We start from the raw sequence: 15,330 nt of genomic DNA on the forward strand, positions 1-15,330 counted from the left end.
CCAGGCTACAGCACATCCGGAAGGATGTGCTGTTTTGTTTTATATGCAGACAGGATGAACCGCTACGCGGTACTGCCGAAACAACACGGAATAAATTGCCATATATAGAAAATCGATTTCTTTATATAAAAACATTGCCCGATAAATGATTAAAAAGCATATCATGCATGATAATTAATCGCATACAACATATATCTTTTTGTATGAGTCTAATGTATTACCATAATGGACAAAAAAATACAGAGTGAAATAAAAAATATCAAATGAAAAGTTTGGAAAATAATTAAATTCTTCTCATAAACACAGACGTAATGCAGAATAATATTAAAATCATGGTAATATTAGAGGAGAATTAAATCACCGGAATATCTATTGACAGTAGACTGTTTGAGAAGTATAGTGTAAGCATAAGGAACGTATCATACGTATCCGTAAAGCCAATTGGATTTATGGTTTACACATATTAAGGAGGTTGAATTCATCATGGGTGAAGCTGTTACATTAGAAATGGTACAGGAAGCACAGAAACGGTTACAAGGTGTGGCACAGAAAACGGGGTTGTCTTTTGCCAATTCCGTCAGCAAGATAGCTGATTGCCAGGTATACCTGAAGATGGAAAATTTACAGCGGACAGGTTCATTCAAATTACGCGGGGCTTACAATAAAGTAGCGTCCCTTACACCGGAAGAACGGGAAAAAGGCGTTATTGCTGCATCGGCTGGCAATCATGCCCAGGGTGTGGCTCTGGCTGCCAGTGCCTATGGCTGCCAGTCTACGATTTGTATGCCCAAGCATGCTCCTTTGTCCAAAGTAGCTGCTACACGCGGATACGGTGCTAACGTTGTCCTCTACGGGGACTTCTTTGATGAAGCAGCTGCCAAAGCTGTCGAATTGACGAAAGAACATGGGTATACGTTTGTTCATCCCTTCAATGATCCCGAAGTCATTGCCGGACAGGGAACGATTGCACTGGAAATTATCGAACAACTGCCCGACGTGGATGCTATTGTAGCTCCTATTGGCGGTGGCGGCCTGATTTCAGGGCTTGCCGTAGCAGCAAAGAGTGTCAATCCGAAAATCAAAGTTATCGGCGTGCAGACAGAAAACATGCCGTCTATGAAAGAATCCGTAGATCAGGGGAAAATTATCACCTATAACGGTAAAGCCACACTGGCTGATGGCATAGCCGTCAAAACACCGGGAGATCTGACCTTTGATATCTGCCGCCATTACCTGGATGATATTGTTACTGTCGATGAAAATGAAATTTCCCAGGCCATACTCTGGCTCCTGGAACGCTGCAAAACCGTGGCAGAAGGTGCTGGTGCCGTACCGACGGCGGCTCTCATGAATGGTAAAATTTCCGGCCTGCACAACAAAAAAGTGGCAGCTCTGGTCAGTGGCGGCAATATAGATGTCAATAACATGCAGCGCGTCATCAATCAGGGCCTGATCAAGTCCCGCCGCAAGATTTTCTTCCAGACCATCATTCCTGATGTACCGGGCGAAATGGTGAAGCTGCTGACTATCATTGCCAACGCCAATGCCAACGTACTTTCTATCGTTCATGAACGGAGCCAGCATGGCGTAGATATGGGACAGACTGCCGTATCACTGGAACTGGAAACGGCAAATGAAAAACACGTGGAACAACTGATGTCCACATTAAAAGATCATCATTACTATGTAACGATGAAATAAAACACATATTAAGTCATAAGACCATAATGATTCCAAAGCTATGGAGGTAATAATGGAACAGCAGAAAATGGAACGTGGCCTGAAGCCACGCCATGTAGAGATGATAGCTCTGGGGGGAACCATTGGTGTTGGCCTGTTTATGGGGTCAGCCAACACGATTCAGATGGCTGGTCCGTCGGTACTGTTATGTTATGCCGTAACGGGCGTCGTCATGTTTTTCATTATGCGTATTATGGGGGAAATGTTATACCAGGAACCGGTGACCGGATCCTTTGCAACGTATGGCCACAAATATATTAGTCCTTTTGTGGGATATCTGACAGCCTGCTCATACTGGTTTCTCTGGGTTGTCGTTGGGTTATCGGAAATTACAGCCGTAGGGATTTATGTGCATTACTGGTTCCCGGACTTGCCACAATGGATATCGGCTCTGGCCGGGATGGCTATCGTTGCATCGGCCAACATGGCAGCTGTTAAATACTATGGCGAATTCGAATTCTGGTTTGCCCTGATTAAAGTCGTTACGATTATCGTCATGCTCATCGTCGGGGCGGCGGTCATTCTTTTCGGGTTTGGCAATGATGGCGTGCCTGTAGGAATCAGCAATCTCTGGTCCCACGGTGGGTTTATGCCTAATGGCTGGGGCGGTATGCTGGCAGCTATGTGTGTCGTAGCGGCGTCATTCCAGGGTGTTGAACTCATCGGGATTACTGCCGGTGAAGCCCAGGATCCGCAAAGGACGCTGAAAAAGGCTGTCAACAACATTGTCTGGCGTATCCTTATATTCTATATTGGTTCTATCTTTGTCATCCTCTGTATCTATCCATGGACAGAAGTCAGCTACATTGGCAGTCCGTTCGTCATGACCTTTGCCAAAGTTGGTATTACGGCAGCGGCGGGCATCATCAACTTCGTCGTTCTCACGGCCGCTTTATCGGGCTGCAATTCCGGTATGTACAGTTCGGGCCGTATGCTCTATACCCTGGCACAGAATGGTCAGGCACCGCGTATCTTTGCCAAACTGTCGCCTTCCGGCGTTCCCCGCAACGGGATCGGAGTTACCGTCATCGTACTGGCTATTGGCGTCGTGCTGAATTACATGATTCCTGATTCCAAACTGTTTCTCTATCTCTATAGTGCGTCGGTATTCCCCGGCATGGTAGCCTGGTTTGTCCTGGCCTGGGCCCAGAAGAATTTCCGCAAAACATGGGGCCCGGAAGTCATGGCAAAACATCCATTCAAATCGCCTCTGTACCCGTACTCTAATTACTTCTGCGTTGCCTTCCTGATTCTGGTGACGATTGGCATGCTGTACAATCCGGACACCCGCATGTCTATTCTTTCCTCGTGGGTCTTTATTGCGGCCATTACGGCGGCATGGTTCCTGTGCGGCCTGAACAAGAAGAAATATGATAAGGAAGGTCATCTTCTGACTACGACAGATGAAGAAAAAGCGGTATCTGAAAATAGTGGAACTATGAATGACTGATGTTCATGTGTCTGCCATTAATTTAGTATATGCTATTACATAGAAGTCTCGTATAGTTCACCATAAATATTGTGTAGATATATAGCGTATGCAGTGGAAATGTGGAATTAGATGTTGTATAATAATAAATAGAGTAGATAATATTTTTTAAGGAGATGTTTGATCATGGCAGTAAACGTTATTAGTACAGAAAAAGCTCCAGGCGCGGTAGGCCCGTATTCCCAGGCTATTAAAGCAGGCGATTTCCTCTTTGCTTCCGGCCAGATTGCTATTAATCCGGAAAAAGGCAAACTCGTAGGTGGCGGCGTAGTCAACCAGGCAGAACAGTGCATGAAAAATGTTGGCGCTATTCTGGAAGCTGCTGGTGCTACGTATGACGATGTTATCAAAACGACGGTATACATTGCCAATATGAACTTCTTCGGTGCTGTCAATGAAGTATATGCCAAATACTTCAATAAGACTCTTCCGGCCCGTTCCTGCGTGGAAATCGGCAAACTGCCGAAAGATGCCCTCGTTGAAGTCGAAGTCATCGCCTATGTAGGCAAATAATCTGATAATCCACTAAAAAGAGTTTCAGATATCATGCAAAAAACTCCCTTCTAAGCAGATAAGAGGAACCATAACGTTCCTGCGTCTGCCTGGAAGGGAGTATTTTTATGCTGATTTATGCCCAGTCTCCGTTTATGAATACGGGAACAGTCGTTCCGTCTGCTTTAGTTCCCATAATGGAAAGGTCATCGCTGCCAACCATGAAATCGACGTGAATCATGGAATCATTGAGGCCGTGAGCGCGAAGTTCCTGGTCATCCATCCCGCTGCCGCCGGAAAGGCAGGTCGGATAGGCTTTGCCAAATGCCAGATGACAGGAGGCATTTTCATCAAAGAGTGTTTCATAAAAGAGAATATGAGACAGAGAAATAGGGGAATGGTATGGAATCAGAGCCACTTCTCCCAGCCGGGAAGCGCCTTCATCCATGGACAGGATCTGTTTTAACACATCATCACCTGTTTCTGCCTTTGATTCTATAGCGTGGCCGTCTTTAAATGTGATATGGAAGTTGTCAATGAGGTTGCCGTTGTATACCAGCGGCCTCGTGCTGTATACAATGCCATTGACCCGGGAAGCGTCTGGCGCTGTATAAATTTCTTCTGTGGGAATATTGGCATTAAAGAGGATATGTGATGTCGTTTCTTCGGCACCTCCCTGCCAGATATGTTTTTCCGACAGCCCGATAGTCAGATCGGTCCCCTGACCTGACGTATAGTGCAGGCTCGTAAAGTGCTGGCTGGTCATCCAGTCGCGGCGTTTTTTTAATTCCAGAAGATGTGCATCCCAGTCAGCCAGCGGATTTTCACCATCAGCACGGGAAGACTGGAGAATTTGTTTCCACAACATTTCATAAGCCGTCTCTTCCGGCTGGTCCGGATACAGGATATGGGCCCATACGAGGCTGGGAACGGCGGCGACGAGCCAGGTCGTCCGGGATGCCATCATGCCGTCGATGTATTCTTTTAGCGCCTTGTTTGAAGCTTTCTGCCAGGCGACCAGTTTCTGCATATCGATTCCCTTCATGAGGTATGGATTGGCAGAAATAAGGCTGAGAAAGGCGGCATTCTGACGGTAGTAACAGAGGCTGAAATCACGGCGCCAGTCCGGCATGGTGGTGAACTCGGACAGGTCTTCGTATTCATAACGCAGCCGGGCCGATGCATCGGAGCGCCAGTTCATGACGACCTGACGGGCGCCTGCTTCATAGGCCTCCCGGGTAAGAATGGTGACAAAATCGTGAGCTTCTACCGGGGCAGCGATGACAAGAATCTGTCCCTGTTGCAGGTTTAGCCCTTTTTTGAGCAGGACCCGGGCATATCCGGGCAATAAGGATGAAACAGAAGAATCGAGATGCATATGTATCACTCCTAGTATAAATACAATAATATATCCGCTCTAAATTACAGTGACCAGGCTGTACGCTTCCAGAGACGGATATTGAGAGCCAGTGCATTGATGGCCAGGCTGATAATCAGACTATACCAGTATCCATAGGCCCCATAGGGGAGAAGATGTGCTGCGCCATACCCCATGGGAAGACTGATGAGCCAATAGGTGACAAAGGCCACAATCGTGATGATGCGTACGTCTTTATATCCCCGCAGGATGCCCTGGACCGGAGTACCGGCGGCATCGCAGAAGGAAAACATGACCGCCAGCAGAAGAAAATGACGGATATGTATCAGTGTGCCTGCGTCAGAAGAAAACAGGGAACTGATAGGACCTATGAATGTATAGGTCAGGGTGGCTGTAGCGCAGACGATGAGCAGGGCGGATCCCTGACAGATGCGGGCGTACTGGCGGGCGGCCTGACCATTGCGGGCGCCCACTTCATATCCGATGACGATAGTCGATGCCAGGCTGAGGCTCCAGGGAAATACGTATATCAGGGTAGAGTAGCTAATCGCCGCCTGATTGGCTGCCAGGTATACCGTACCGAATTCGGCCATTAACAGACCGATGATGGAGAACAGGCTGGTTTCACAGAAAATAGCGACGAACATGGGGATGCCGATACGCAATTGTTCCGAGATGGTGTGCCAGTCCGGAGAAACAAAACGATGCCACAGGCCATAGGAACGGAACGGCTCTAACAGGGAAAACAACACCAGGAATACAGCCAGTGTAATCCAGGCCGCTATGGTGATGGCATATCCTGTCCCGACCCCTCCCATGGGAGCTATGCCCGGCCCGCCGAATACAAACAGGCGGAACAGTACTACCGTAATGGCCAGATTGAGAAACAGAATGGCCATAGACACATGGGTCTTGCCATGGGCGTCGGTAATATAGCGCAGCGTGGCCACAAGGAAGGTGGGCAGGATGCCCCAGGCCAGTGCAATCAGGTATTCGCGGGCAATCGTATAGACCGCCGGTTCGAGCCCCATGATGCGGAGAAAGGGGTCGAGACACAGTAGTCCCGCTGCGAGGACGACTAAAGTCGTAATGACTGCAACATAGAGACTTTGTAAAATATACCCGGGGATATCTTCTGTTTTGCCGGCACCACGGAGCTGGGAGAGGATCGGTGAGACGCCAAAAAAGACGCCGCACATGCCGGCAAAGACGGGGTACCAGATATTGACACCGACGGCGACGCCGGCCAGATCGACTGTCCCAGCCTGACCGCTGAATATGCTGGAAAAGACTCCGCTGCCGACCTGGGCCATCTGGGTGAGCAGCAATGGGAAGAACAACGTAAGAAAATGCCGTATCTGGTATAATTGCGGCATTATACAGATACCTCCTTAGAAACAGAATAGATATAAAACAAGCCCCACAGACCGTGGGGCTTGTTAGCATTTACGATTATTTATCCATTTCGTTTACTTTGGCAGCCAGACGGGATTTCTTACGGGCTGCAGTATTTTTATGGAGAACGCCTTTCTGTGCAGCGCTGTCGATGACGCTGCTGGCTTTATCAAATGCTTTTTTTACAGCTTCAGCATCACCTGTGGCAATTGCTTCGGTCGTACGGCGGATAGCAGTATGAACAGAAGATTTTACCTGGGAATTTACGGCGTGGCGGGCTGCATCTTTTTCCATCGATTTGATGTTGGATTTAATCTGCGGCAATGGGTTCACCTCCTAATTTACAAGAACACTAGAAGAAATTCTATCATAAAACGGGATAAAAATCAATAGAAATTTTAGGGAATTATGCCTTATGAGCCGAACCGAGCACTTCGGTAATCTTATGAGAGACGAGGTCATAGACGTTCTGCCGGCCGTCTTTCAGGTACTGGCGCGGGTCAAAATGATCGGGGTGCTGGGCCATGTGGAGACGGACGCCGGCTGTCAGTGCCAGGCGGATATCGGAGTCGATATTGATCTTGCAGACAGCCAGGGAAGCCGCCTTGCGGAGCTGGTCTTCCGGGATACCGATGGCATCAGGAAGATTGCCACCGTTTTCATTGATGATTTTTACATATTCGGGTACGACCGAGGAAGCTCCGTGCAGGACAATCGGAAAATCGGGAAGCCGCTTGGCTACTTCTTCGAGGATGTCGAAACGAAGTGTCGGAGGTACGAGGACGCCCTGTTCGTTGCGGGTGCACTGTTCCGGCGTGAACTTATATGCGCCATGGCTGGTCCCGATAGCGATAGCCAGGGAATCGACACCAGTACGGCTGACGAATTCTTCCACTTCTTCCGGACGGGTGTAGGATGCTTCATGAGCGGCTACTTTGACATCGTCTTCAATGCCGGCCAGCTGGCCTAATTCGCCTTCGACGACGACACCGTGAGCATGGGCATATTCCACGACTTGTTTTGTCAGAGCAATATTATCTTCGAAGGAGTGCTTGGATCCATCAATCATGACAGAGGTAAATCCGCCGTCAATACAGGATTTGCACGTTTCGAAATCGGCGCCATGGTCAAGGTGAAGTGCGACCGTGAGGTCGTGGTCTTCCAGGGCTGCTTCAACAAGATGTTTCAGATAGCTCGGCTTGGCGTATTTTCTGGCACCGGCCGAAGCCTGAAGAATAATCGGGGATTGAAGGTCCGCTGCTGCGTCGGTAACAGCCTGGACGATTTCCATATTATTGATGTTGAAAGCCCCGATGGCATAATGGCCGGCATAGGCTTTTTTGAACATTTCGGTAGTTGTGACTAATGGCATAGGAAAGTTCCTCCTTTAAGTAAAGGTATGTGTAGAAAAGTCAGTCCTCAGAGCGGGACCAGCTCATGATAATCCCAGCCGGCGCAGCAGAACAGGTGCTGCATATCTGCCGGTAACGGGGAATTAACCGTAATGAATGTACCACTGACAGGATGGGTGAACTGGATGCGGAACGCATGGAGCGCCTGCCGCTGTATATCGGTCCGGCTGCCACCGTACAGATCATCGCCGCACAATGGATGGCCCAGACTGGCACAGTGTACCCGGATCTGATGGGTGCGTCCCGTGTGAAGGGTAAGCTGCAGCAAGCTGTAGCGGTCTGTCGCAGCGAGACACTGGATGTCCGTATGCGCAGGTTTGCCGTCAGCATCGGTACGGCGCAGGATGATGCTGTCCGGGGCGCGGGAAATGGGCCAGTGTATAGTCAGTCGCCGGGCGGGAAATCGTCCTTCGGCTACGGCCAGATAATACCGGTGATAGGCCAGATGGCGATGGCTGAAAGCATACTGGATCTGGGGCTGCTTGGCAATCAGGCAGAGTCCGGACGTATTGCGGTCCAGCCGGTGCATGGGATGGTAAGAGCAGCTCTGTCCCGTCTGCTGATAGTACCAGGCCAGCGCATTTGCCAGCGTTCCGTCATGCGCTCCCGACGTTGGATGCATCAATAATCCTGCCGGCTTATTGACAGCTATGATATAATCATCTTCGTAGGCAATTTTTACAGGAATCGGTTCCGGTCGGAACGGATTGGATTCCGGAAGCTCTACGCGGATGACGTCGCCTGTGGAAACAAAATCGCGGGTATCGGCTGCGATACCATTGCGGGTACAGATGCCATTGTGCTTGATGCGCCGTCTCATGGTAGCGGAAACGCCGGCATGGCGCAAGGCTCCCAGCAGGGACGTTTTCTTTTCCAGTCTGCCTACGATAAATTCAATCATGACATCTCCTTTGTGCGTATGGGTTGTATACACATCTATTGTACAAAAGGGTAACCGGAAAATCAACGTAGGATGTTAACTGTACAGCTATATTGTAATGGATGAAGCTGGCAAAATCAACAGGAAAACCCGGTTTTTTCTGCCTGTACAAAGAAAAATTGCCTGTAGAAAAAGGATTTTTGGGATTTTTATGGAATAGTATATAGTGTAAGGTTTATGAAAAATGCCCTGCTGTCATATCCGGTATGCGAAATCCATACAGGTGCCAGGCAGGAATCGGGCTTCCTATCTAGAATGTATTACTACACGAATTCTTTAACAGGTGATGTGACATATGCGTTTTACCAATGAATTTATAGAACAAGTACGGCAGGCCAATGACATAGTCAGCGTCATTTCCGATTATCTGGTCCTCCAGCGCCGGGGACGTAATTTCTGGGCATGCTGTCCGTTCCATAATGAAAAAACGGCTTCTTTCAGTGTCGCTGCTGATAAAGGATTCTATTATTGTTTTGGCTGCCATGCCCACGGGGATGTTTTCAAATTCGTTATGATGAAAGAAAACATCTCTTTTAGTGAAGCGGTAGAACGACTGGCTGAACGGGCCCATATCCCACTGCCGGAAGTAGAAAAGTCCGCAGAGGATATTGCGCGGGATAAGCACCGGGACCGCCTGTTTGAAATTAATGAATTGGCAGGTAACTTCTTTCATAACTGTCTGGTAAAGACCCACTATGGCGAACCGGGCCTTGCCTATTTTCATCGCCGGCACCTGAGCGATGATACGATTTATTCGTTTAAGCTGGGATTTGCCCCGGACAGTTGGAATAAACTGACCGATGCCTTCGAAAAGAAGGGTGTAACCGGGCCGGAGCTCGTTGAAGTCGGACTGGCTAAAGAAAAAAACGGCCGGTACTACGATGCCTTTCGCAACCGGGTCATGTTTCCTATACGCGATGGCCGGGGACGCATCGTTGGTTTTGGCGGCCGTGTGCTCGATGACAGCCGGCCCAAATATCTGAATTCCCCGGAAACACTGATTTTCAATAAACGCCGCCTGCTCTTTGCCATGGACAAGGCTCATAAAGCGATTTATGAAGAAGGGAAAGCTATCCTGGTTGAAGGCTATATGGACGTCATATCGGCTCATAACCGGGGAATCTGTAATGTTGTGGCGTCCCTGGGGACTGCTTTTACAGATGAACAGGCGCGGCTTCTCCAGCGGCAGGCCAGGGAACTGGTCCTGTCGTATGATATGGATGGAGCCGGACGGCAGGCAACTCTGCGGGCCATGGAAATCGTCCGCAATCTGGGAATGCGCATCCGCGTCGTATCCCTGCCCCAGGGAAAGGATCCCGATGAATACATCAATAGTGCCGGTCCTGATAAATTCCGCGAGGCAGTGGATAATGCACCGAACGTACTCGACTACATGCTCATGATGGCACTACGGCAGTCAGATGAAACGACGCTGGAAGGCAAGGCTGCCATTACGGCGACCATGCTTCCCGTATTGGCGCAAGTCAGCAACCGTGTCGTGCTGGAAGCGTTTTTAAAAAAACTGGCAGCCCGTATCCAGATTGATGAAAACGCAATCCGTAGTGAGTTCAACAAGTACGTGGCAGCTCATCCGGAAGCAGGACAACAGCAGGTCACTATTTCCCATTCTGTTTCACAGGAGAACGCAACGGCCCGGGGCGGCGGCCCCAATGCTGTTTCGGAAGAAAATATCCTGCGTTTTCTCATGGATCATCCCAAATCCTGTACCCGTATCCGGGAAAAGATCATTCCCGGTTTTTTTGCCAATACTGTGCGGCGCCATATTTATGAAAAAATATTGGCAGCCGCTGATGCACAAGGGATGTACACGACGAGTGACATCCAGAATAATCTGACTCCTGAGGAGGCCGAAGAACTTGCAAGAATCATGGTACTGCAAGATGTTCCCGTAGACGAAGCTGTTTTGCTCGATTATGTGAAACGGTTCCGCCTGGCGGAATTGCAGAAAAAGTACAGAGAATACAGTGCCCGGGCAGCAGCCTACGGACAGAGCAATGACCCCCGTCTCGTAGATGCGCTGGCGGCATGTAAACAGATTTTAGAAGAAATGAAACATTGGTCCTGACGGAGAAAGAAAGGAGCTAGTACTATATGGCAAATATAAAGGATGAAAATAAAGCAGTCAAAAAAAAGACAAAGAAAACGACGCGTAGCAGCAAACGCACGAAAAAAACGGATGCTCCGCAGCTGAGTGAAAAAGAACGGCAGGAACTGACACTGCAGCATATCCAGCAGCTGATTAAAACGGGACAGAAAAAGGGAAGTCTGACGTATACAGAAATCATGAACGTGATGGAAGAAGATGACCTGACTCCGGATCAGATTGACAAGATGTATGAAGTGTTTGCCGATAAGGGGATTGACATCATCGGCGAAGATGACCAGATGACCATGGATGATGAACTGGATGATGACGATACGGAAAAGGTCCCGGAAATTCACATGGATCTGAGTATCCCCGAAGGCATCAATATCGATGACCCGGTCCGCATGTATCTCAAAGAAATCGGCCGCGTCCCCCTGTTGTCAGCGGAAGAGGAAATTACGCTGGCCAAGACTATCGAACGGGGCAATTCCCCTGATGCAACAGAAGAAGAGATCAAAGCGGGGAGCATCGCCAAAAAGAAGCTGACCGATGCCAATCTGCGTCTTGTCGTCAGTATTGCCAAACGGTATGTCGGACGGGGCATGCTTTTCCTGGATCTGATACAGGAAGGCAATCTGGGGCTGTTGAAAGCGGTCGATAAATTTGACTATAGTAAAGGCTATAAATTCAGTACCTATGCCACGTGGTGGATCCGCCAGGCTATTACCCGCGCTATTGCCGACCAGGCCCGCACCATCCGTATCCCGGTGCACATGGTAGAGACGATCAATAAACTGATCCGCATTTCCCGCCAGCTCCTGCAGGATAAAGGACGGGAACCGCTGCCGGAAGAAATCGCGGAAAAAATGGATATTTCTGTCGAACGGGTCCGGGAAATCATGAAGATAGCCCAGGAACCGGTGTCTTTGGAAACGCCAATCGGGGAAGAAGAAGATTCCCATCTGGGCGACTTCATCGAAGACCAGGAAGCCGTGGCTCCCGATGATGCGGCCTCGTTCATTTTGTTAAAAGAACAGATAGAAGACGTGTTCTCCTGTCTGACAGACCGGGAACGGAAAGTACTCTATCTCCGGTTTGGGCTGAAAGACGGACGCCCGCGCACCCTGGAAGAAGTAGGACAGCACTTTAATGTCACCCGTGAACGTATCCGCCAGATTGAAGGAAAGGCACTGAGCAAACTGCGGAATTGGGGCAAACGGGAAAAAATCAAGGACTTTCTCTGATGTATACAGGGTAGCTGTGCATAATCGTACGGCCAGCTGAACAGAAAAAAACCATGGATTGTAATGTGACGATTACAAATCCATGGTTTTTTTATATACCTGTACAGGCTGTGCCGGATTGGTGGTTAATCCTTGAAATACGGTTTAAAAGCGGAACGGTTTGGCTCTTTATGTTCTTTCTTGCGGGGTTTAAATACGCGGCGTGCCGTATCGCCACCATCCTTTTTCTTGTTATCCCTGTTTCCTTTAAAGCGGGGACGGCGCGGACCGTCATGACGATTTCCCTGACGCGGGCCGCGGTCACGATGGCGGTTATCTCCACGGCCGGAGCCCTGCCGGCGGCTGGACTTGATGCGCAGTGGCGCTTCTTCCGTGATTCTGACCGGTGTGGTGTCCGGTTCTTTGGTCAGAAGCTTGATGGCGGCGGCGACGAGAGCCGTGCTGTCATAATTGCTGAGCAGTTCTTCGGCGCTTTCCTTATAGGGTCCGTATTCCCCGGCTTCGACGGCTCCGACCAGATTGCGGATGGCCGTCTGCTGGGCTCCTTCCAGCGCTTCAGACAGAGTAGGAGCTTTCCTGCGCTGGATGCGGCGTTTGATGAGCCGTTCGATAGTGCGCAGGTGTTCGATTTCTCTGGGAATGACAAACGTCGTAGCTTCTCCGCTCTGACCGGCCCGGCCTGTCCGGCCTACGCGGTGAACGTAACTTTCCGGGTCCTGGGGCAGGTCATAATTGAATACATGGGTGACGCCGCTGATATCGAGACCACGGGCGGCCACGTCGGTCGCGACGAGGATATCGATGGTGCGTTCTCTGAACTGGCGGATGACCGTATCACGCTTGGCCTGTGTCAGGTCACCGTGTATGCCCTCTGCTGAATAGCCGCGTTTTTTCAGTGCTTCTGATACTTCATCGACACGGCGTTTGGTGCGGACGAAGATAATAGCTAAATCCGGTTCCTGTAAATCGAGAAGGCGGCAGAGAATATCGAATTTCTGACGGTCCGGTACTTCGATGTAGGACTGTTCGATGAGGTCAATTGTCACTTCTTTGGCCTTCATGCGGATGATCTTGGGATCGTGCAGGAAATTTTCTGCCAGTTCCTGGATGGGTTTGGGCATAGTCGCTGAAAAGAGCAGTGTCTGCCGCGTTTCCGGCGTTGCTCCCATGATGAGGTTTATATCATCGATGAATCCCATATCCAGCATTTCGTCGGCTTCATCAAGGACAATCGTGCTAATGTGGCTGAGCTGGATGGTGCCGCGCTTCATGTGGTCAATGAGGCGTCCTGGCGTTGCGACGATGATCTGCGGGCATTTCCGGAGGCGGCGCAGCTGCCGTTCCATATCCTGGCCGCCGTAAATAGGCAGTGCCTGGATCGGCGTGAACTGGGCCAGATGATTCATTTCTTCGGCTACCTGCATTGCCAGTTCGCGCGTAGGCGATAAGATGACGGTCTGGATTTCTTTGCTCGGCGGGGCTGCCAGAATTTTTTCCAGCACCGGGATGCCATATGCGGCCGTCTTTCCGGTACCAGTCTGGGCCTGACCGATCATATCATGGCCGGCCATAGCGACAGGTATGGATTCTGCCTGAATCGGGGTCGGTTCTTCGAATCCCATTTCATTCAGGGCACGGATGATGACTTCGCTGATATTAAGTTCTTGAAATTTTTCTAACATAGGTCCTCCTTTTGTGTGAACATCTAATTCTATCATTTTGGACTCTGAAAAGATAGGGCATTTTTGTAAATACAGGTGCATGAACGGTCTCATGGCCCTATTGGCGGCAGAGGTCAAAATGGGGGCAAAGACAACTGCTCAGGGTACAGTATAAAAAATAGCCACCGCACAAATGCGATGGCTATCCGTGTCTTTTATGGTGGACCATCAGGGGATCGAACCCTGGACACCCTGATTAAGAGTCAGGTGCTCTGCCAGCTGAGCTAATGGTCCATGCGATGTGTCTTCTTGCTGAGCACATTGATAATAATACACCAGTTGAAGAAAAAATGCAAGTCTTTTTTTTCGTTTTATTCAAGAGACAGTATGGAAATACCGTTTCCATGCTGTACCAGTCTGCAAATGCCGCTTTGATGAGGTGCAAGTACAGACGGGCACAGTATGAGAAAAATGCACTGGCAGAGGCTATCTGTCAGGAGACGTTTCATTCCGGCCGGGGTTAAACACGATGCGGCTGGGTATCTGGGCGGCAAAAATCCCGATGGACATGAGGATGCAGCCCGATAGTTCCCGCAGCGTCATCGATTCGCCCAGTATGAAGAAGCCGGCAAGAGCACTGAAAATCATTTCACAACTCAGGAGAAGGGAGGCTTCCGTAGGCGGCACGTGTTCCTGACCGACAATCTGCAGGGTGTAACCGACGCCGCTGGAGAAAATGCCGCAATAGAGAATCGGTATGGCCGATGCCAGGACGGCAGCCCAGGTCAGGGTTTCCCCGGCAAGAGGCATGGAAAGAAAGTTGTAGATGCCGCAGAAGATAAATTGTCCCAGAGCCAGGTAAACACCGCGATAATAACGGACAAAGCGATCGACAATCAGGATGTGCAGTGCCCAGAAAATGACGCCGGCCAGTTCCAGCAGGTCGCCGATATTCAGGGGCTGGCCGTCGCTGTGAAAGGCTAACAGATACAGACCGGCAACGGCGGTCAGACATCCCATTATGTGAGACAGCCGCAGAGGATTGCGCAGGAACAGTCCGAGAATGGGGACGACGACAATATACAGGGCAGTAATGAAACCGGCCTTGCCTGCCGTCGTATAAAACATGCCGATCTGCTGCAGTGATGCACCGGCGAAGAGTATGAATCCCAGGATGGCACAGGCTGCCGGAAGAGATAAGAACGAAGGAGGCGCATCGAAATCCGGCACTTTTTTGCGGCTGACCCACCAGACGACGGGAACAATGGAAAGCGCCCCAATCCAGAAACGGATGCCATTAAATGCGAAGGCGCCGATTGTGTCCGTACTGACCCGCTGGGCGACGAAGGCACAACCCCAGAAAAATGTAGCAGCTAACAAGAAAAAACGGTCTTTAATCATAATCATCCATTCCTTTTAAAAAAATTACAATACACGTATTATACCATATACGTTTGCTTTTCTTTACTATA

General features: G+C 49.7%; 12 protein-coding genes and 1 tRNA gene. 5 read left to right on the forward strand and 8 right to left on the reverse strand.

All coding sequences use genetic code 11. The annotated features are described in order from the left end of the window. Positions 1-507 precede the first annotated feature (507 nt). From ilvA to DW949_RS05655, 3 genes are all read left to right on the forward strand, one after another. Entirely contained in the window at positions 508-1,701 is a 1,194-nt protein-coding gene (ilvA, locus tag DW949_RS05645; protein ID WP_118022376.1) for a threonine ammonia-lyase, read from the forward strand. Positions 1,702-1,753: 52 nt separating this feature from the next. Next, positions 1,754-3,190 carry an amino acid permease gene (locus tag DW949_RS05650; protein ID WP_118022274.1) on the forward strand — a complete coding sequence of 479 codons (1,437 nt, stop codon included), beginning with the start codon at positions 1,754-1,756 and terminating at the stop codon, positions 3,188-3,190. A 165-nt stretch (positions 3,191-3,355) separates the two neighbouring features. Beyond that, positions 3,356-3,742 carry a RidA family protein gene (locus tag DW949_RS05655; protein ID WP_118022275.1) on the forward strand — a complete coding sequence of 129 codons (387 nt, stop codon included), beginning with the start codon at positions 3,356-3,358 and terminating at the stop codon, positions 3,740-3,742. Between the two features lie 115 nt (positions 3,743-3,857). Here the strand turns inward: DW949_RS05655 and DW949_RS05660 are convergent, their stop codons facing one another. The 5 genes from DW949_RS05660 to DW949_RS05680 form a co-directional block, all read right to left on the reverse strand. Beyond that, positions 3,858-5,099: an aminopeptidase gene (locus DW949_RS05660; RefSeq protein WP_118022276.1), complete on the reverse strand. Its 1,242-nt coding sequence runs from the start codon at positions 5,097-5,099 to the stop codon at positions 3,858-3,860. Positions 5,100-5,143: 44 nt separating this feature from the next. Further along, positions 5,144-6,475 (reverse strand): MATE family efflux transporter, encoded by a 1,332-nt coding sequence (locus DW949_RS05665; protein WP_118022277.1) that lies wholly within the window; start codon positions 6,473-6,475, stop codon positions 5,144-5,146. 76 nt (positions 6,476-6,551) lie between these two features. Further along, positions 6,552-6,818: a 30S ribosomal protein S20 gene (gene rpsT / locus DW949_RS05670; RefSeq protein WP_059077359.1), complete on the reverse strand. Its 267-nt coding sequence runs from the start codon at positions 6,816-6,818 to the stop codon at positions 6,552-6,554. A gap of 82 nt (positions 6,819-6,900) precedes the next feature. After that, positions 6,901-7,866, reverse strand: a complete 966-nt coding sequence (gene fba, locus DW949_RS05675) for a class II fructose-1,6-bisphosphate aldolase (RefSeq protein ID WP_118022278.1) — start codon at positions 7,864-7,866, stop codon at positions 6,901-6,903. A gap of 47 nt (positions 7,867-7,913) precedes the next feature. Beyond that, entirely contained in the window at positions 7,914-8,807 is an 894-nt protein-coding gene (locus DW949_RS05680; protein ID WP_199595769.1) for an RluA family pseudouridine synthase, read from the reverse strand. Between the two features lie 334 nt (positions 8,808-9,141). Between DW949_RS05680 and dnaG the strand changes: the two genes are divergently transcribed. Beyond that, a complete protein-coding gene (gene dnaG, locus DW949_RS05685) occupies positions 9,142-10,932 on the forward strand; it encodes a DNA primase (protein WP_118022279.1) in 1,791 nt (596 codons plus the stop codon). Positions 10,933-10,958: 26 nt separating this feature from the next. Continuing rightward, positions 10,959-12,197 (forward strand): RNA polymerase sigma factor RpoD, encoded by a 1,239-nt coding sequence (gene rpoD, locus DW949_RS05690; RefSeq protein ID WP_118022280.1) that lies wholly within the window; start codon positions 10,959-10,961, stop codon positions 12,195-12,197. Between the two features lie 125 nt (positions 12,198-12,322). Here rpoD and DW949_RS05695 read toward each other — a convergent pair whose 3' ends face one another. From DW949_RS05695 to DW949_RS05705, 3 genes are all read right to left on the reverse strand, one after another. Further along, the gene (locus DW949_RS05695) at positions 12,323-13,879 is read right to left on the reverse strand and encodes a DEAD/DEAH box helicase (RefSeq protein ID WP_118022281.1); all 1,557 of its coding nucleotides are present in this window, start codon (positions 13,877-13,879) and stop codon (positions 12,323-12,325) included. A gap of 197 nt (positions 13,880-14,076) precedes the next feature. Then, a tRNA-Lys gene (locus tag DW949_RS05700) sits at positions 14,077-14,152 on the reverse strand. Between the two features lie 192 nt (positions 14,153-14,344). Then, positions 14,345-15,259, reverse strand: coding sequence for a DMT family transporter (locus tag DW949_RS05705; RefSeq protein WP_118022282.1), 915 nt, complete (start codon positions 15,257-15,259; stop codon positions 14,345-14,347). Between the last annotated feature and the right edge of the window lie 71 nt (positions 15,260-15,330).

It is taken from the genome of Megasphaera sp. AM44-1BH, assembly GCF_003467125.1.
GTDB lineage: Bacteria > Bacillota > Negativicutes > Veillonellales > Megasphaeraceae > Megasphaera.